16 protein-coding genes are annotated in these 18,833 nt (G+C 67.6%); 13 read left to right on the top strand and 3 right to left on the bottom strand.

From position 1 onward, the window contains the following. Positions 1 to 219 precede the first annotated feature (219 nt). The 13 genes from chvE to yjfF all read left to right on the top strand — a co-directional run bounded on the left by chvE (position 220) and on the right by yjfF (position 16,138). A complete protein-coding gene (gene chvE / locus P7L68_RS11420) occupies positions 220 to 1,290 on the top strand; it encodes a multiple monosaccharide ABC transporter substrate-binding protein (RefSeq protein WP_372005368.1) in 1,071 nt (356 codons plus the stop codon). 62 nt (positions 1,291 to 1,352) lie between these two features. Continuing rightward, positions 1,353 to 2,915 (top strand): multiple monosaccharide ABC transporter ATP-binding protein, encoded by a 1,563-nt coding sequence (gene mmsA / locus P7L68_RS11415; protein WP_372005365.1) that lies wholly within the window; start codon positions 1,353 to 1,355, stop codon positions 2,913 to 2,915. Next, entirely contained in the window at positions 2,887 to 4,092 is a 1,206-nt protein-coding gene (gene mmsB / locus P7L68_RS11410; RefSeq protein ID WP_372005362.1) for a multiple monosaccharide ABC transporter permease, read from the top strand. Before mmsA ends, mmsB begins: the two co-directional genes overlap by 29 nt. Before the next feature lie 4 nt (positions 4,093 to 4,096). Continuing rightward, a complete protein-coding gene (gene araD1 / locus P7L68_RS11405) occupies positions 4,097 to 5,098 on the top strand; it encodes an AraD1 family protein (protein WP_372005359.1) in 1,002 nt (333 codons plus the stop codon). A gap of 18 nt (positions 5,099 to 5,116) precedes the next feature. After that, positions 5,117 to 6,859 (top strand): L-arabinonate dehydratase, encoded by a 1,743-nt coding sequence (gene araD / locus P7L68_RS11400; protein WP_372005356.1) that lies wholly within the window; start codon positions 5,117 to 5,119, stop codon positions 6,857 to 6,859. Further along, positions 6,846 to 7,793 carry a Gfo/Idh/MocA family protein gene (locus P7L68_RS11395; RefSeq protein ID WP_372005354.1) on the top strand — a complete coding sequence of 316 codons (948 nt, stop codon included), beginning with the start codon at positions 6,846 to 6,848 and terminating at the stop codon, positions 7,791 to 7,793. The genes araD and P7L68_RS11395 overlap by 14 nt, the downstream gene beginning before the upstream one ends. A gap of 63 nt (positions 7,794 to 7,856) precedes the next feature. Next, positions 7,857 to 9,401, top strand: coding sequence for an aldehyde dehydrogenase (NADP(+)) (locus P7L68_RS11390; protein WP_372005352.1), 1,545 nt, complete (start codon positions 7,857 to 7,859; stop codon positions 9,399 to 9,401). A 13-nt stretch (positions 9,402 to 9,414) separates the two neighbouring features. Then, positions 9,415 to 10,335 carry an SMP-30/gluconolactonase/LRE family protein gene (locus P7L68_RS11385; RefSeq protein ID WP_372005349.1) on the top strand — a complete coding sequence of 307 codons (921 nt, stop codon included), beginning with the start codon at positions 9,415 to 9,417 and terminating at the stop codon, positions 10,333 to 10,335. Continuing rightward, positions 10,332 to 11,336 (top strand): aldose epimerase family protein, encoded by a 1,005-nt coding sequence (locus P7L68_RS11380; RefSeq protein WP_372005347.1) that lies wholly within the window; start codon positions 10,332 to 10,334, stop codon positions 11,334 to 11,336. The genes P7L68_RS11385 and P7L68_RS11380 overlap by 4 nt, the downstream gene beginning before the upstream one ends. 127 nt (positions 11,337 to 11,463) lie before the next feature. Next, positions 11,464 to 12,423, top strand: coding sequence for a galactofuranose ABC transporter, galactofuranose-binding protein YtfQ (gene ytfQ, locus P7L68_RS11375; RefSeq protein ID WP_372005345.1), 960 nt, complete (start codon positions 11,464 to 11,466; stop codon positions 12,421 to 12,423). An 81-nt stretch (positions 12,424 to 12,504) separates the two neighbouring features. Further along, positions 12,505 to 14,022, top strand: coding sequence for a sugar ABC transporter ATP-binding protein (locus tag P7L68_RS11370; protein WP_372005342.1), 1,518 nt, complete (start codon positions 12,505 to 12,507; stop codon positions 14,020 to 14,022). 56 nt (positions 14,023 to 14,078) lie between these two features. Beyond that, positions 14,079 to 15,092: an ABC transporter permease gene (locus tag P7L68_RS11365; protein WP_372005339.1), complete on the top strand. Its 1,014-nt coding sequence runs from the start codon at positions 14,079 to 14,081 to the stop codon at positions 15,090 to 15,092. Continuing rightward, complete coding sequence (yjfF, locus tag P7L68_RS11360) at positions 15,092 to 16,138, top strand: galactofuranose ABC transporter, permease protein YjfF (protein ID WP_372005336.1); 1,047 nt, start codon at positions 15,092 to 15,094, stop codon at positions 16,136 to 16,138. The genes P7L68_RS11365 and yjfF overlap by 1 nt, the downstream gene beginning before the upstream one ends. Positions 16,139 to 16,191: 53 nt before the next feature. On the opposite strand, the gene P7L68_RS11355 is transcribed toward yjfF, so the two are convergent. The 3 genes from P7L68_RS11355 to P7L68_RS11345 all read right to left on the bottom strand — a co-directional run bounded on the left by P7L68_RS11355 (position 16,192) and on the right by P7L68_RS11345 (position 18,831). After that, positions 16,192 to 17,307, bottom strand: coding sequence for a ferritin-like domain-containing protein (locus tag P7L68_RS11355; RefSeq protein WP_372005333.1), 1,116 nt, complete (start codon positions 17,305 to 17,307; stop codon positions 16,192 to 16,194). A 199-nt stretch (positions 17,308 to 17,506) separates the two neighbouring features. Beyond that, positions 17,507 to 18,259 carry a Phenylacetic acid catabolic protein gene (locus P7L68_RS11350; protein ID WP_372005331.1) on the bottom strand — a complete coding sequence of 251 codons (753 nt, stop codon included), beginning with the start codon at positions 18,257 to 18,259 and terminating at the stop codon, positions 17,507 to 17,509. A gap of 98 nt (positions 18,260 to 18,357) precedes the next feature. After that, positions 18,358 to 18,831 carry a hypothetical protein gene (locus P7L68_RS11345; protein ID WP_372006821.1) on the bottom strand — a complete coding sequence of 158 codons (474 nt, stop codon included), beginning with the start codon at positions 18,829 to 18,831 and terminating at the stop codon, positions 18,358 to 18,360. Positions 18,832 to 18,833: the final 2 nt, after the last annotated feature.

The raw sequence follows: 18,833 nt of genomic DNA, 5'->3' as shown, positions 1-18,833 counted from the left end.
GCCGCCCCTTCCTGCCCCCGTATTCGATATGCCAGAAATGGCATATCTGATGCGATTATGCCGATTTGACCGACATATCCAATCCCCCTACGAATAGATCTCGCGGCAATGACCGGCCGGGTTCTCCGCCGATGAGTTGCGACAGAAAAATCAGGGGCCGTCCCGGCGGACTCCGCAGAAGCGGAGCTGGAACCAGGGACGCCGCAAAGGGAGGAAAAGATGAGGGGATTGAAGACGGTCGCGCTTGCGGCCGGCCTGTCCGTGATCGCCCTGGCGGGCGCGGATCTGGCATCGGCCGGCGAGGGATATGTGGGCATCTCCATGCCGACCAAATCATCCGCCCGCTGGATCTCCGACGGCAGCTCGATGGTCGAGCAGTTCAAGGCCGCCGGCTACGAGACCGATCTGCAATATGCCGAAGACGACATCCCCAACCAGCTCGCCCAGATCGAGAACATGGTGACCAAGGGTGTCGACGTTCTGGTCATCGCCGCCATCGACGGCACCACTTTGTCGAATGTGCTGGCCAATGCCGACGCTGCCGGCATCAAGGTGATCGCCTATGACCGGCTGATCCGCGACAGCGAGCATGTGAACTATTACGCCACCTTCGACAACTTCAAGGTCGGCGTGCAGCAGGCCAGCACCCTGGTCGACGGGCTGAAACAGCGCTTCCCCGACCAGAAGCCCTGGAATGTCGAACTCTTCGGCGGCTCGCCCGACGACAACAACGCCTATTTCTTCTACAACGGCGCCATGTCCGTGCTCGATCCGCTGATCAAGGACGGCTCGGTGGTGATCCCCTCGGGCCAGATGGGCATGGACAAGGTGGGCACGCTGCGCTGGGACGGCGCCGTGGCCCAGGCACGCATGGACAATCTGCTGTCCGCCAATTACACGGGCAAGAAGATCCATGGGGTGCTCTCCCCCTATGACGGCCTGTCGATCGGCATCATGTCCTCGCTGAAGGGGGTGGGTTACGGCTCGGGCGACATGGCCATGCCCATCGTCACCGGCCAGGATGCGGAAGTCCCCTCGGTCAAGGCCATCCTGCGCGGTGACCAGTATTCGACGATCTTCAAGGACACCCGCGAACTCGCCCGGGTGACGGTCGGCATGGTCGATGCCGTGCTGGGCGGCAGCGAGCCCGAAATCAACGACACCACCACCTATGACAACGGCAAGAAGGTCGTTCCCTCCTATCTTCTGGAGCCGGTTCCGGTCACTGCCGCCAACTGGCGGCCGGTGCTGATCGACAGCGGCTACTACAAGGCGTCCGAGGTCGAATAACCGGCAGGAGCCCTCGCCCGGGGCAGAAAGGATGGCTCCGGGCGGGCCCTTGGGAGGAACGGATGGACGCCATCCTTGAGATGCGCGGAATCACCAAGGAATTTCCTGGGGTGAAGGCGCTGGACCGCGTCAATCTCGCCGTGCGGCGCGGAGAGATCCGGGCGCTGGTGGGCGAGAACGGGGCGGGCAAATCCACCCTGATGAAGGTGTTGAGCGGGGTCTACCCGGCCGGGTCCTATGACGGAGAAATCCTGTATGAAGGCCAGCCCATGGCCTTCCGCGGGATCGCCGACAGCGAGGCCCGGGGCATCATCATCATCCATCAGGAACTGGCCCTGGTGCCCGAACTGTCGATCGCCGAGAACATCTTCCTCGGCAACGAGATTGCCCGGCGCGGGGTCATCGACTGGCCCGAGACCAGGCGCCGCACCGCGGCCCTGCTCGCCAAAGTCGGCCTGAAAGAGAACCCGGATACCCGGGTCGACGATCTGGGCCTCGGCAAACAGCAGCTGGTCGAGATTGCCAAGGCGCTGTCGAAAAAGGTCAGGCTGCTGATCCTGGACGAGCCGACATCCTCGCTCAACGAACGCGACAGCGAGGCCCTGCTCGACCTGCTGGTCGAGCTGAAGACGCGCGAGGGGCTGACCGCCATCCTGATCTCTCACAAGCTGAACGAGGTCTCCCGCGTGGCCGACAGCCTGACGGTGCTGCGCGACGGCACCACCGTCACCAGTCGTGACATGTCCGACACCTCTTACGGCGAAGGGGAGATCATCCGCGACATGGTGGGGCGGTCGATGTCCGACCGCTATCCGCCGCGCACGCCCCGCATCGGCGGGACGGTGATGGAGGTCACGGGCTGGCGGGTTCACCACCCCACACATCAGGGCCGGCTGGTGGTCAAGGGCGTGGATTTCCACCTGCGGCAGGGCGAGGTTCTGGGGATCGCCGGGCTGATGGGGGCCGGCCGCACCGAACTGGCGATGAGCCTGTTCGGACGCAGCTATGGCCAGGGCATTTCAGGCGAGGTCAGGATCCACGGACGGCCCGCCGATCTCACCACCATCCCGCGCGCGATCAGGGCCGGGCTCGCCTATGTCACCGAGGATCGCAAGGGGCTGGGGCTGGTGCTGGCCGACAGCATCCGCCGCAACGTGCCGCTGGCGAACCTGGATGCGGTGGCCCGTGCCGGCGTGGTCGACGAGCACCGCGAAGCCGGCGTGGCCGAAGAATACCGCGCGCGGGTCAACATCAAATGCGCCTCGATCGAGCAGGAGACCGTCAACCTGTCGGGCGGCAACCAGCAGAAGGTGGTGCTGTCCAAATGGCTCTTCGCCGACCCCGAGATCCTGATCCTCGACGAGCCGACCCGCGGCATCGATGTGGGCGCAAAATTCGAAATCTATTCGATCATCGCCGCCCTCGCGGCCCAGGGGAAATCGATCATCGTGATTTCCTCTGAAATGCCCGAACTGCTGGGCATCACCGACCGTCTCTACGTCATGAACGAGGGGCGTTTCGTGGGCGAACTGCCGACGGCCGAGGCCACGCAGGAAAAGATCATGGCGATGATCGTCACTTCCGGAGACCAGACCCATGGACCTGGCGAAACCATCCGAGCGTGAGACCGGCCCCGCTTCCGGGCTCACCATGGGCGCCTATCTGCGCAAGCATATGCGGGAATACGGCATCCTGCTGGCGCTGATCGTCATCATGGTGTTCTTCCAGGTCGCCACCGACGGCATCCTGCTGAAGCCGGTCAACCTGACCAATCTGATCCTGCAGAACAGCTATATCGTCATCATGGCGGTCGGCATGCTGCTGGTGATCGTCTCGGGCCATATCGACCTGTCGGTGGGGTCGGTGATGGGCTTCATCGGTGCGCTCGCGGCGGTGATGATCGTCCATTGGGACGTGCCCTATGTCCTGGCGGGCGTGATCTGCCTGGCCGTGGGCGCGCTGATCGGCATGGCCCAGGGGTTCTGGGTCGCCTTCTTCAGGATCCCGTCCTTCATCGTGACGCTGGCGGGCATGCTGGTCTTCAAGGGCCTGACGCTCTGGCTGCTGGCCGGCCAGTCCGTGGGGCCGTTTCCGGCCAATTTCCAGCTGATCGCCTCGGGCTTCGTGCCCGACATCTTCGGCACGGGACGCTTCAACACCCTGTCGCTGGTGACGGGCATCGCCGTCGCGGCGGGCATCCTGGTGATGGCGGTGCGCAGCCGCCGCAAGCAGGCGGCCACCGGCCTGGTGGAAGAGCCCTTCGCCTTCTTCGCCGGCAAGTACGCCCTGATCACCATCGCGCTGATCTATATGAGCTATCTGATGGCGACCTTCCGGGGCCTGCCGAACGTGTTCATCGTCATGGCCCTGCTGATCGCGATCTATGCCTTCATCACCAACCGCACGGTCGTCGGGCGACGGATCTATGCCATCGGCGGCAACGAGAAGGCGGCCAAGCTGTCGGGCATTCCGGCCGAGAAGCTGGTGTTCCTGACCTTCGCCAATATGGGCATGCTCGCAGCCCTTGCCGGCCTGGTCTTCGCCGCCCGCCTGAACACCGCCACGCCCAAGGCGGGCGTGTCGTTCGAGCTGGACGTGATCGCCGCCGTCTTCATCGGGGGCGCGTCGATGGCCGGCGGTGTGGGCACCGTGGTCGGCGCGGTGGTCGGCGCCTTCATCATGGGCGTGATGAACAACGGCATGTCCATTCTCGGCATCGGCATCGACTGGCAGCAGGTCATCAAGGGCCTGGTGCTGCTGGCTGCGGTGGTGTTCGACGTCTACAACAAGAAGAAAGGCTGAGGCCATGTTGCTTTCCCAGATCGTGCGGACCAACGGCACACGGGCGGTGGTGGTGCGCGACGGCACCGAGGCCCACGAGGTCACCGGCTTCGACACCACCTATGCGCTGGCCATGCATTGCCTGGAGCGGGGACGGACGCTGGCCGAGGCCCTGGGCCAGATCACCCCCGGCCGTGCGGTCGACCTGGAGCTGGCCTATCGCGAGGGGCGGATCCTGCCGCCGCTCGACCATCCCGACCCGGCCCATCTTTTCGTGACCGGCACCGGGCTCACCCATCTGGGCTCGGCCTCGACGCGCAACAGCATGCATGGCGGCAGCGACGACGAGGCTGGCATGACCGACTCGATGAAGATGTTCCGCATGGGGCTGAAAGGCGGCAAGCCGGCCCCGGGCCAGGTGGGCGTCCAGCCGGAATGGTTCTACAAGGGCAATGGTGGGATCGTTGCCGCACCGGGGGCCGATCTCATCTCCCCCGCCTTCGCCCTGGACGGCGGCGAAGAGCCCGAGATCGCAGGCCTTTACGTGATCGCCGCCGATGGCACGCCCTGCCGGCTGGGCTTCGCGGTGGCCAATGAATTCTCCGACCATGTGACGGAGCGGGCCAATTATCTGTTCCTGGCCCATTCCAAGCTGCGCCGCTGCGCCTTCGGCCCCGAATTGCGGGTCGGCCCGCCCCCCGCGAACATCCAGGGCCGGTCCCGCGTGCTGCGCGGCGACGAGGTGCTGTTCGACGCCCCCTTCCTGTCGGGCGAAGAGAACATGTCCCACAGCTTCGCCAATCTGGAGCACCACCACTTCAAATACGACCTGTTCCGCCAGCCGGGCGACGTGCATGTCCACATGTTCGGGACCGCGACGCTCTCCTTTGCGGCCGGGCTGCGCACGGAAGCCGGCGATATGTTCGAGATCGAGGTGCCCGGTTTCGGCCTGCCGCTGCGCAACCGCCTGGCCATCGCCCCCGATCCGGTCGCGGGCGGCGGCGCGCTCTGCGTGACATCACTCTGACGGGAAGGGGCACCGCTCATGGCATTCACCAAGGCACCATGGCCGCGCCGGCTCCGTTCCCAGGAGTGGTATGGCGGCACCAGCCGGGACAACATCTATCACCGCGGATGGATGCGCAATCAGGGCCTGCCCTACGATCTGTTCGACGGGCGGCCGGTGATCGGCATCTGCAACACCTGGTCGGAACTGACCCCCTGCAACGCCCATCTGCGCGATCTGGCCGAGCGGGTGAAGCGCGGCGTCTACGAGGCGGGCGGGCTGCCGGTGGAGTTTCCGGTCTTCTCCGTCGCCGAAAGCAGCCTGCGGCCAACCGCCATGCTCTATCGCAACCTGGCGGCGATGGATGTGGAAGAGGCGTTGCGCGCCCAGCCGGTCGACGGCGTGGTGCTGATGGCCGGCTGCGACAAGACCACCCCCGCTTTGCTGATGGGCGCCTGCAGCGTCGATCTGCCCGCCATCGTGGTCAGCGGCGGCCCGATGCTGAACGGCTGGTTCCGGGGCGAGCGGGTCGGCTCGGGCACGGCGCTCTGGCAGATGTCGGAAGACATCAAGGCGGGGAAGCTGACCCGGGAGGATTTTCTTGAGGCCGAGCAGGCGATGTCGCGCAGCGCCGGATCCTGCAACACCATGGGCACGGCCAGTTCCATGGCCAGCATGGTCGAGGCCCTGGGCATGGCCCTGTCCGGCAATGCCGCCATTCCGGCCGTGGATGCCCGGCGCCGGGTCATGGCCCATCTGACCGGCCGGCGCATCGTCGAGATGGTCAAGGACGATCTGAAACCATCGGACATCCTGACCCGCACGGCCTTCGAGAATGCCGTTCGGGTCAACGGCGCCATCGGCGGGTCCACCAATGCCGTGGTGCATCTTCTGGCCATCGCCGGCCGGGTGGGGGTCGACCTCACGCTCGACGACTGGGACCGGCTGGGCCGCGACGTGCCCACCATCGTCAACCTGATGCCGTCGGGCAAATACCTGATGGAAGAGTTCTTCTATGCCGGCGGCCTGCCGGTGGTGATCAAGCGCCTCTGCGAGGACGGCCTGCTGGACGGCAACGCGCTCACGGTCTCGGGAGAAACGCTCTGGGACGAGGTCAAGGACGCCCGGAACTGGAACGAGGACGTGATCCGGCCGGTGGACAAGGCGCTCACCCCCCATGGCGGCATCGCCGTGCTGCGCGGCAATCTGGCGCCCCTGGGCGCGGTGATCAAGCCGTCGGCCGCCAGCCCGCATCTGATGAAGCATCGGGGCCGGGCCGTGGTGTTCGAGACCATCGAACACTACAAGGCCAGGATCAGTGACGAGAGCCTGGATATCGACGAGAGCTGCGTGATGGTGCTGAAGAATTGCGGCCCCCGCGGCTATCCGGGCATGGCGGAGGTGGGCAATATGGGGCTGCCGCCCAAGGTGCTGCGCAAGGGCATCACCGATATGGTGCGCATCTCCGACGCCCGCATGTCGGGCACGGCCTATGGCACGGTCGTCCTCCACACCTCGCCCGAAGCGGCGGTGGGCGGGCCGCTGGCGATCGTGCGCGACGGCGACATGATCGAACTGGATGTGGCGGCCAGAACCCTGCACCTGGACGTGCCCGAAGACGAGATCGCCCGGCGCCTCGCCGCCTGGACCAGCCCGGTCGCGCCCCCCGAGGGCGGCTATGTCCGCCTGTTCCACGAACATGTGACGGGCGCCGATACCGGCGCCGACTTCGATTTCCTGCGCGGCTGCCGCGGCAAGGAGGTACCCCGTGACAGCCACTGATACCCTGGCCGCAACGCCGATCGCCCTGGTCGGGCTGGGCAAGATCGCCATCGACCAGCATCATCCCTCGATCCTGAAATCCGACGCCTTCCGTCTGGCGGCGACCGTCAGCCGCAATGCCGGGCTGGAGGGCATTCCCGCCCACAGAACCCTGGCCGCGCTGATCGCGGCCCAGCCCGAGGTCACCGCGGTGGCCCTGTGCACGCCGCCCCAGGTCCGCCATGCCATGGCCTGCGAGGCGCTGGAGGCGGGGCTGGACGTGATGCTGGAAAAGCCGCCGGGGGCGACGATCGCCGAGGTCGAAGCCCTGGTCGACCTGGCGGCGGCACGGGGACGGGTGCTGTTCGCCACCTGGCATTCCCGCTTCGCTGCGGGCGTACCGGCGGCCAAGGCCTGGCTCGCCGGGCGGCAGATCCTCCGCGGAACCATCACCTGGCGAGAGGATGTGCGCCGCTGGCATCCGGGACAACGCTGGATCTGGCAGGCCGGCGGGCTCGGCGTCTTCGACCCGGGCATCAACGCCCTGTCGATCCTGACCGAGATCCTGCCCGCCTCGCTTCGTCTGACCGGTGCCGAGCTGGAATTTCCCGAAAACCAGGAAACCCCCATCGCCGCGCGCCTGTCCTACCTGACCGGTGCCGCCCCCATCGCCGCCGATTTCGACTTCCGCCAGGAAGGCCCGCAGAGCTGGGCCATGGAGTTCGAAACCGATGACGGCGTGCTGTCGCTTGCCGATGGCGGCGCCACCGTGTCGGCCGGCGGGCGGAACCTGTCGCAGGGCGAGGCGCTGGGCTCGGAATATGACGGGCTCTATGCCCGCTTCGCCCGGCTGATCGCCACCCGCACCAGCGATGTGGACCTGTCGCCACTGAAACATGTGGCCGACGCCTTCATGCTGGGCCGCCGCCTGACCACCGATCCCTTCATCGAGTAACCCCTCATCGAACGACCCTTCATCGAGTGAGGGGGGCCCCTTCATGACAAAGGATCGCCCGGCGTGACCTCGACCGCATCCACTGTTTCACCCCCCGGTTTCACACCCCGGGGACAGCATCTCATCGATGGCCGCTGGCTGGCCGGTTCCGGGACATTCCTGTCCGGGCCGGCCGATGGTGGCGCCCATGCCTTCGCCATCGGCGGCAGGGCAGAGATCGACCGCGCCGCCGCCGCGGCTGAACGGGCCTTCGAAAGCTATGGCGCCGCCCCCCGCGAGGCACGCGCCCGTTTCCTTGAGGCCATCGCCGCGGCGATCGAGGCCCGGGGCGCCGCCATCACCGATATCGGCACCCGGGAAACCGGCCTGCCCGCCCCACGGCTGGAGGGGGAGCGGGGCCGGACGGTGGGCCAGCTGCGCCTGTTTGCAGACCATATCCGCGCCGGCGCCTGTCTGGACCGGCGCCATGACGCCGCCCTGCCCGACCGCGCGCCGCTGCCGCGGCCCGAGCTGCGCATGATCCAGCGCCCGATCGGCCCGGTCGCCGTGTTCGGTGCCTCCAACTTCCCGCTCGCCTTCTCCACCGCCGGCGGGGACACGGCCGCGGCGCTCGCCGCCGGCTGCCCGGTGATCGTGAAGGGCCACCCCGCCCATCCCGGCACGGGAGAGATCGTCGCCGAGGCGATCCTGGAGGCGATCACCGCCTGCGGCATCGATCCCGGTGTCTTCGCGCTGATCCAGGGCGACAGCCATGATCTGGGCGCGGCGCTGGTCACCCATCCGGCGGTGCGGGCGGTGGGCTTCACCGGCTCGCTCGGTGCCGGCCGGGCGCTCTTCGACCTCTGCGCCGCGCGGCCGGAGCCGATCCCCTTCTTCGGTGAGCTGGGTTCGATCAACCCGGTCTTCCTGCTGCCCCATGCGCTCGCCGCACGGGGCACGGAACTCGCCCGGGGCTGGGCGGCCTCGCTCACCATGGGCGCCGGGCAGTTCTGCACCAATCCGGGCGTGGTGGTCGCCATGGACGGTCCGGATGCCGATGCCTTCATCGGCGCGGCCACGGAAGTGCTGGCCGCGACCGGGCCGCAGACCACCCTGACCGCAGGCATCTGTGCCGCCTATCAGCGCGGACGGGCGCGGATCGCCGCCATATCGGGGGTGACGACCCATGTTCTGGGCGACGATGATGCGCGCCGGGCATCCCCCGGCTTCTTCGAGGTCGACGCCGCCACCTGGTTCGCGCATCCGGAACTGGCGGACGAGGTCTTCGGCCCCGCCGGGCTGCTGGTGCGGGTGGCGGATGCCGACGAGATGCTCAGGCTGGCCCGTGGCCTGGCCGGACAGCTGACCTGCACCCTGCAGATGGACGCGGAAGATGCCGGGCTGGCGGCCGCGCTGCTGCCGGTGCTGGAGCGCAAGGCCGGGCGGATCCTGGCCAACGGCTTCCCCACCGGGGTTGAAGTGGCAGACGCCATGGTCCATGGCGGGCCCTACCCCGCCAGCACCAATTTCGGCGCCACATCGGTCGGCACGCTGGCGATCCGGCGCTTCCTGCGGCCGGTATGCTATCAGAACCTGCCGGTGGATCTTCTGCCGCCAGATGCCAGATGACGGGGTCTCCATCATGACCGTCCCCAGCCACGACGCACGCATCTACGACACCCGGATCTGCCGGCTCGGCGAGGGGCCGCTCTGGCATCCGCGCCGCGGCCAGCTGTTCTGGTTCGACATCCTGGGCGGCCGCCTGCTGTCGCGCAGCCCGGCCGGGGAGGATCTGTCCTGGCTGTTCCCCGAGATGGTCTCCGCGGCGGGATGGGTGGATAACGACCGCCTGCTCATCGCCTCGGAACGGGCACTCTTCGTCTTCGACCTTGAGACCGGCAACCGGACGGATCTGGCGGCGCTGGAGGCGGACGACCCGCTCACCCGTTCCAATGACGGCCGGGCCGATCCCTGGGGCGGGTTCTGGATCGGCACCATGGCCAAAACCGGTGCGCCGGGGCACGGCGCCATCTATCGCTGGTACGGCGGCCGGCTGGAGCGGCTGCGCGGCGGCATGGGCATTCCCAACGCCATCTGCTTCGCGCCCGACCGCTCGGCCGCCTGGTACGCCGATACCAGCGACGCGGTGATCTGGCGCCAGCCGCTGGATGCCGCGGGCTGGCCGGAAGGCGCCCCTCAGGTCTTTGTGGATCTGCGGCCCGAGGGCATCCATCCCGACGGCGCGGTGGTGGATGCCGAAGGCTGCCTGTGGAATGCCCGCTGGGGGGCGGGCCAGGTGGTGCGGTATTCCCCAGAGGGCAAGGTGATCGACAGCATCGCCCTGCCGGTCGCCCAGACGACCTGCCCGGCCTTCGGCGGTACCGACCTCAAGAGCCTTTACGTCACCAGCGCCGCCGATGGCGACACATCCCCCGATGCCGGCCTGACCTGGCTGGTGGCGGACATGGCCGTGACCGGCCTGCCCGAACCCCGAGTTGCTCTACCCCGAGTTGTTCTACCCCAGGTCGTTCTGGCGCAGGAGATGCCGGAGGCGGGCCGGTGAGCGGATTCGGCCATCTTCCCACCGGCGAGGCGGTGGAGCGGATCACGATCTCGGCCCAGGGCCTGACCGCCCGCTTCCTGACGCTCGGCGCCATCCTTCAGGATCTGCGCCTCGACGGCCTGCGCCATCCGCTGGTGTTGGGCTTCGACACCCTCGCCGGCTATCTCGCCCATCCCGACCTCTATCTGGGCGCCATGGTCGGACGCTATGCCAATCGCATCGGCGGCGCCCGGGCAGTGATCGGCGGGCGGCCGGTGAGCCTCGATGCCAATTTCCGCGGACGGCACCTGCTCCATGGCGGGGCCGGCGGATCCTCCCGCCGGATCTGGCGCATCCGTGCGGTCGCAGAGGACCGGGTCAGCTTCACCGATCGCCTGCCCGACGGCCATATGGGCTTCCCGGGCAATCTGGAGGTCGAGGTCGGCTTCCGGATCGCGCCCGGCCCCGTGCTCCATATCGATGTCCGGGCGACGAGCGATGCGGAAACCCTCTGCAATTTCGCCCATCATTCCTATTTCAACCTGTCCGGGCGCCCGACCATCGCCGGCCATCGCCTCAGGGTCGCGGCGGACAGCTATCTGCCGGTGGATGACGACCTGATCCCGACCGGCGAACGCCGCCCCGTGACCGGCACGCCCTTCGATCTGCGCCGGGGTGTGACGCTGATACAGGATGGGCCGGCCGGCGGCTTCGACCACAATTTCTGCCTGTCCGACGACCGCCGCCCGATCCGGCCGGTGGCCTGGCTGACGGCGCCGGAGGGCGGGCTCAGCCTGGTGGTGGCGACCACCGAACCGGGTCTGCAGGTCTATGACGGGGCGATGATCGCCGCCGGCATGCCCGGCCTGGACGGCCGCCCCCTCGCCCCCCATGCCGGCCTGGCGCTGGAACCCCAGCTCTGGCCGAATGCCCCCAATCACCCCGGCTTTCCCCCGGCCCGTCTGCGGCCGGGAGAGGTCTATGAACAGCATACCGCCCTGGCCTTCACCAATACGCGTTAAGAGGGTCAGGGCTGAACCGGCGGGGGTGCGCGGGCGGCCCCCCTCTGCCGGTTGCGCATCGGCACCGCTCGCTCACGCACATGACCGCCCCCGATCAGACGGGGCGGCATCTAGGGAGATCACGGAGATGACATTGAAAACCCGGTTGCTGGCCGGCGTTCTGCTCGCGGCCCTGGCCACACCCGCCGTCGCGGCGGATATGACCGTCGGCTTTTCGCAGATCGGTTCAGAATCCGGCTGGCGCGCCGCGGAGACGTCGGTCTCCAAGGTCGAGGCAGAAAAGCGGGGCATCACGCTGAAGATCGCCGACGCTCAGCAGAAGCAGGAGAACCAGATCAAGGCGATCCGGTCCTTCATCGCGCAGGGCGTGGACGCGATCTTCCTGGCCCCGGTCGTGGCCACCGGCTGGGATGCCGTTCTGGAAGAGGCCAAGGATGCCGAGATCCCGGTCGTGCTTCTGGACCGGAGCATCGAGACCAGGGATCCCTCGCTCTATCTGACCGCCGTCACCTCCGACAGCGTGCACGAGGGCGAGGTGGCCGGGAAATGGCTGGTCGACACCGTCGCCGGCAAGAGCTGCAATGTCGTGGAACTTCAGGGCACGGTCGGCGCCTCGGTCGCCACCAACCGCAAGGAAGGCTTCGCGAAGGGCATCGCCGGCGCGGACAATGTGAAGATCATCCGCAGCCAGACCGGCGAGTTCACCCGCGCCAAGGGCAAGGAGGTGATGGAGAGCTTCATCAAGGCCGAAGGCGGCGGCAAGACCATCTGCGCGCTCTATGCCCATAACGACGACATGGCGCTGGGTGCCATCCAGGCGATGAAGGAAGCCGGGTTGAAGCCGGGTACCGACATCCTGGTCGTCTCCATCGACGCGGTGCCCGACATCTTCAAGGCGATCGCCGAGGGCGAGGCCAATGCCACGGTGGAGCTGACCCCGAACATGGCCGGCCCGGCCTTCGACGCGCTGGCCGCCTACAAGGACGGCAAGGCGCCGCCGAAGTGGATCCAGACCGAATCGAAGCTCTATACCAAGGCCGATGACCCGATGGGCCAGTACGACGCGCGCAAGTCGCTCGGCTACTGACCGCCTGCCCGCCGGCCCCGGGAAGCCGGTTTCCGGGGCCGGCGGGCAACGCGATCCCTGATCGCCGGGAGGGAGAGACCCATGAACGAGGCGCCGGAACTGCTTTGTGTGCGCGGCCTGTCCAAGACCTTTCCGGGCGGGTTTCAGGCCCTGAAATCGGTGGATCTGACCCTGCGCGCGGGCGAGATCCACGCCCTGCTGGGGGAGAACGGGGCCGGCAAGTCGACCCTGATCAAGACGGTCACCGGCATCACGCCCCGCGATGCCGGGGAGGTGAGACTGTCGGGCGCGGAGATCCGCCCCCGATCCGGCGACGAGGCCCTGGCCGCGGGCATTGCCACGGTCTATCAGGAAGTGGCGCTGCTGCCCAATCTGACGGTGGCGCAGAACCTGTTTCTCGGCCGCCAGCCCACCCGCTTCGGCCTTGTCCGCGACCGCGAGATGCGCCGCCGGTCCCGCGATCTTCTGCAGGGCTTCGGCCTGAGGATCGATGTCGGCGCGCCCTTGGGCGACTATCCGGTGGCGGTTCAGCACATCGTCGCCATCGCCCGCGCCGTCGACATGTCGGCGAAGGTGCTGATCCTGGACGAGCCCACCGCCAGCCTGGATGCCCGCGAGGTGGAGGTGCTGTTCCGGGTGATGCGCCAGCTGCGCGACCAGGGCATGGCCATCCTGTTCGTCACCCATTTCCTGGATCAGGTGCAGGAGATCTGCGACCGGCTGACGGTTCTGCGCAATGGCTGCCTGGTCGGCGAACGGCCGGTCGCCGGGCTGCCGCGCATGGAGCTGGTCGGCATGATGCTGGGGCGGGAGCTTCAGGGCCTGGAGCAGGATCGTGCCCGCGCCCTCCGCGAAACGGAAGACCAGGACGACACCCCGCCGCTGCTGCGCGCCGAAGGGCTGGGCCGCAAGGGAGCGGTGGCCCCCTTCGATCTGACCCTCAGGCGTGGCGAGGTGCTGGGCCTTTCGGGCCTGCTGGGGTCGGGGCGGACGGAAACCGCGCGGCTGATTTTCGGTGCAGACCGGGCCGACGGCGGCACGCTGCATCTGGACGGCCGCCCGGCGCGGATCCTGGGGCCGCGCGATGCCCTGAAACAGGGGCTGGGCTTCTGCCCCGAGGAACGCAAGACCGAGGGCATCGTCGCCGAATTGTCGGTGCGCGAGAACATCATCCTTGCCCTGCAGGCCCGGATGGGATGGACACGCCCCCTGTCGCGCAAACGCCAGAAAGAGATCGCCGACCACTTCATCAAGGCGCTCGACATCCGGCCCGCCGATCCGGAAAAACCCATCGGCCTGTTGTCGGGCGGCAATCAGCAGAAGGCGATCCTGGCCCGCTGGCTGGCGACCGAACCCAGGATCCTGATCCTGGACGAGCCGACCCGGGGCATCGATGTCGGCGCCCATGCCGAGATCATCCGCCTGATCCGCAGTCTCTGCGACAGCGGATTGGCCATGCTGGTGATCTCGTCCGAAGTGGAAGAGATCGTGTCCTATTCCGACCGGGTGACCGTGCTGCGCGACCGCAGCCATGTGGCCCATCTGACCGGCACGGCCGTCAACGAACAACGGGTGCTGGCCGCCATCGCCGCAGACTGACGGCCAATCCAGAACAAGAACACGGTATCCGGAACAAGGACGGGGGGAGCAAGATCGTGTCCATCGCCTATCCCAGGAAAGGCAGCGCCCAGATCGGCGCCCTGATCCTGATCCTGCTGATCAACTGGATGGTGTCGCCCCAGTTCTTCGACCTGCGCCTTCAGGACGGGCGCCTGTTCGGCAGCCTGGTCGACGTCTTCAATCGGGGCGCGCCGGTGGTGCTGCTGGCGACCGGCATGGTTCTGGTGATCGCCACACGCGGCATCGATCTTTCGGTCGGTGCGGTCATGGCCATCTCGGGGGCGGTGGCCGCAAGCCTTGCCGACAGTCATTCGCTGGCCGTCTCGCTGGCCGCGGCACTCGGCGCCGGGCTGCTCTGCGGGCTGTGGAACGGGCTGCTGGTGGCGGTGCTGCGGATCCAGCCGATCATCGCCACGCTGATCCTGATGGTGGCCGGCCGCGGCATCGCCCAGCTGATCACCGAGGGCCGGATCGTCACCTTCTCCTCGCCAGATCTCGCCTGGATGGGCGGCGGCGCGCTGCTGGGCATTCCGGCCCCGGTGGTCCTGGCCGGGGCAACGCTGCTGGCGGCCGCCCTGCTGGTGCGGCGCACCGCCCTCGGCCTGATGATCGAGGCGACCGGCGCCAATGCCAGGGCCAGCCGCCTTGCCGGCATCGATACCCGGCTGATGATCCTGGCGGTCTATATGTGGTGCGGCTTCTGCGCCGCCCTTGCCGGCGTGATCGCCGCCGCCGACATCCGCGGCGCGGATGCCAACAATGCCGGCCTGTGGCTGGAACTGGACGCCATCCTGGCGGTGGTGATCGGGGGAACGTCGCTCTTCGGCGGGCGGTTCAGCCTGGTGCTGGCCGCCGTCGGTGCGCTGATCATCCAGGCCATGAACACCGGCATTCTGCTCAGCGGCTATCCGCCGGAGCTGAACCTGGTGATCAAGGCGACGGTGGTCCTGGCGGTCCTGCTGCTTCAGACCCCGCGCCTCGCCGCCGCCCGGGATCGCCTGCTGCGGGGCCGTCTGCCCCGGGGCCGCCCGCTTCGGGAGACGCGTTGATGCGCCGCCACCTGCCCGTCATCGTCACCACCGCCGTCTTCCTGCTGGGCTTTCTGTTCTGCGCCCTGCAATACCCCAACATCGCCTCCACCCGGGTGGTGATGAACCTCATCACCGACAATGCCTTCCTCGGCATCCTGGCCGTGGGCATGACCTTCGTGATCATCTCGGGCGGCATCGACCTGTCGGTCGGATCGGTGGTCGCCTTCACCACGGTCTTCCTGGCGCTCGGCATCGGCAGCTGGGGCCTGCCGCCGCTTCTCGCCTTCTGCCTGGTGCTGGCCATCTGCGCCCTGTTCGGCGCGGCCATGGGGGCGATCATCCACCATTTCGAGGTGCCGCCCTTCATCGTCACCCTGGCGGGCATGTTCCTGGCCCGGGGCGTGGCCTTCCTGCTGTCCACCGACAGCCTGCCGATCGACGACGCCCTTTATCAGCAGATCTCGGCCTTTTCCATCCGCCTGCCCGGGGGCGGGCGGCTGCGGATCATCGGCATGATCATGCTGGCGACCTTCGTCCTGGGCGGGATCCTGCTCCACTACACCCGCTTCGGCACCAATGTCTTCGCCCTGGGCGGCGGTCGCGACACCACGGCGCTGATGGGCATCCGGACCGGCCGGACGACCATTGCCATCTACACGCTGTCCAGCCTGCTGGCGGGGCTGGCGGGCATCGTCTTCTCGTTCTACACCGCCTCGGGCTATTCCCTGACGGGTGTCGGCGTGGAGCTGGATACCATCGCCGCGGTGGTGATCGGCGGCACCCTGCTCTCGGGCGGCGCCGGCAGCATGTTCGGCACCTTCATCGGCATCCTGATCCAGGGGCTGATCCAGACCTACATCACCTTCGACGGCAGCCTGTCCAGCTGGTGGATCAAGATCGTGACCGGCATCCTGCTGTTCCTGTTCATCGGCCTGCAGCAGCTGCTGACCCATCTGGCCACGCGCGCGGCCAGCGGCGCACATGGCGCACAGGATCAGACACCGGCGGGAAACCGGACACCGGGCATCGGGGCTCAGCGGCTCAGGGCACGGGAAAGGGGCTGACCCCGTCGGGATCAGCCCCTCCCGATCATCTCCCGTCCCCGGGGTCTTGCCGGTCAGGCCGCCGTCTCGTGGCGGCTGCGGCGCGCGGCGTTCACGCCGGCCAGGAATTCCAGGCCCTCGGCGGCGATGGCATCGCCAACCGTGCCCTCGCCCTCCCCCGCCAGCGCGCCCAGATCGACCCACTGGGCATAGAGCGGCCGGGTCCGGTCGGTGATGATGCCCGCATGCAGCAGGGTCTTGACCAGCACCCGGAAGACATTGGTGCTCTCGGACATCTCGGCGCGGCGCACGTCGGAGGTATAGCTCTCCTTCATGGCATCCCGCACCCATTCCCAGTCGAGCCCCAGCGGCGCGTAGAGCGCCTGCTTCTGGCTGGGATGGAGCATGTTGAACATCAGGATCTGGAAGCACTGCGCCGCCCAGTCCTCGACGCCGTTGCGCGCCTTTTCATCCATCATCGGCAGGGCGTCGCGGCCCCAGAGCTTGCCGGCGCGATGGTGGAAGGCCTCGTCGGTCATCACCAGCTGGGTCAGCCGGCGCAGCACGGGATCCTGGCTCTTGGAATGCAGGCTGGCGAAGATGCCCATGGCGAGGCCTTCGACCAGCAGCTGCATGCCGACGATCTTGCGCGGCACGTCCGTCAGGTCGACCAGTTCCTTCAGCAGGCCGCCCAGCACGTCGGAGGCAGGCAGCGGCGCCCTCCAGCGCGTGTGGATATAGCGGCTGAAGGCGGTCACGTGGCGGGCTTCCTCGCGCGCCTGATTGGCCGCATATTCCACCACACCCGGATCGGCGAGCACGTGACAGAGACTGGCCGACAGCGACAGCGCCCCCTGTTCGCCATGCAGCACGCTGGACAGCCACCAGCGCGCACTCTCATTGGCGAACCAGATCCGCTGTTCCGGCGTCAGCCGGTCGGCGACGGCGCTGTTCAGCTCGGGCACGATCGAGGCGGGCATGACCGTCTCGGTCGCCATGTCGAACGGCTCGTCGAAGCGGATATAGGCGGTGTCGAGCGGGTCCCAGAAATGGCGATGGGTCTCGGCAATGATCTCGTCGAAGAGATCCGTGCGCTCGGCATAGCGCGGCACCCGGATCTGATCGAGAAAGCCGGCCGGTCCGACCGCGCGGAAGGCACCGCTCCGGCTGACGCTGGTGGTCTCGGGCATGGATGTCTCGTCCCCTGACTGATACGGACCTGGGCCGATATGGGCCTGGCTGCTCCGGCCGGATGGCATCGGGCGCGGATCACGCCTCTTGTTCTTGCCTTAAGGATAGATTGATTTACGTATACGTCAATCATTGGGCGCGCGACGTGATCCGGCCATCGGCCGGCCGTCGCGCGCCCCCGACGAAAACCGGCGACGATCAGAGGAACTTGCGGTTCGCCTCGGCCGCCGGCACCTTCAGCCCCAGCACTTCGACACGCGGGGTGATCTGGGCGATGAAACGCTGGCGGGCCTCTTCATTGGTGTACTGGCGCAGACCCCACTTCACATAAAGCGGCGAGCGCTTGCTCTCGGAGCTGCCGAACAGGTCGAGCGTGATCGGCCAGGCCTTTTCCAGCATCGCCTGGGCATCCTTCAGCCCCTCTTCGGTCTGGCAGTACTCCCAGACGATCCGGTAGCCCTGGGCGACGTGGTTGTGCTCGTCGATGATGACGCTGGTGCACATGTCGGCCAGCGGCTTGTACGAACTCTTCGACATCTCGTGGATCTGCGCCAGCACGGCCGCCTCGCCGATGAACGAGAACATGCCACGTCCCAGCCAGTTCTCGATCCGGCGCACGCCCTCGGTGCGGTAGAATTCACGCTGATCCAGATGCTGCTTCAGCATATAGGCGGTGTCGACGCCGATCTCGTCCAGCACCGCCTTGCCGCGGATGTAGTGATCCATTTCCTCGGCGGCGCGCTCGCAGCACACCTTGCGCTCAAAGGCCGTCGGCGCCATCGGATAGAAGATCTGGATGTAGTCGTCGGCACCGGTCAGCTCACCCTCGGTATGAGCACGCAGCTGATGGATCACCAGTTCCTGGTACTCGTCCGGCATCTCACGGAAGGCCTTGGCATCCGGCACGAGCAGCCGCTCCCCGGCGGCAGCATGAGCGGTCTGTTCGGTCATCTTGAGCGTTCCTTTTTTGGTGGTCCCTCTGCCCAGGCGGGCGCTTCGCGCCCTTGGCCGCCGCATCGATGGCGGCTTGAACCGATCTGGGGGTCAGTTCAAAGAGGGGGATTGGTGGACGTCGGTGACTGGTCTGCGACAGTGACGATGCCGGCAGCGCGGACCCGGGGGCCGCCGCGGGCATCGGAAATGGTGGCGGCAAGCAGGACCGTGCCGGTGCCGGCCTGACCCTCGATTTCTGCGCGGGCGATGACCCCCCGGGGCAGGACGGGCCCCAGCCAGCGCTGATCCAGCGAGACCAGACGCGAGGGGGCATCGCCCAGAACGGCGGCGGCGGCGGCCCGCATGGCGCGTTCCATCAGCGCCTGCAGGATGCCGCCATTGATCAGGGCGCGTTCGGCGCCGCCCTTGTGAAAGGGCTGGATGCGGGTGATGGTCGCGATCGCCGCATCGGAGCCGTCGGCCTCGACCCGGATCGCGTTGTGCAGTGCCACCGGCTCGGCCGAAAGCCGGGCCGCAGCCAGGGCGATCCCGGCTGCGGCAACGGTTTCCGGTGCATCGGCCGGCAGCATCG

It is taken from the genome of Tistrella mobilis, assembly GCF_041468085.1.
GTDB classification, from domain to species: Bacteria; Pseudomonadota; Alphaproteobacteria; order Tistrellales; family Tistrellaceae; genus Tistrella; species Tistrella mobilis_A.
Note: the sequence above shows the minus strand (reverse complement) of the source record. Positions and strands in the feature narration are given on the sequence as shown.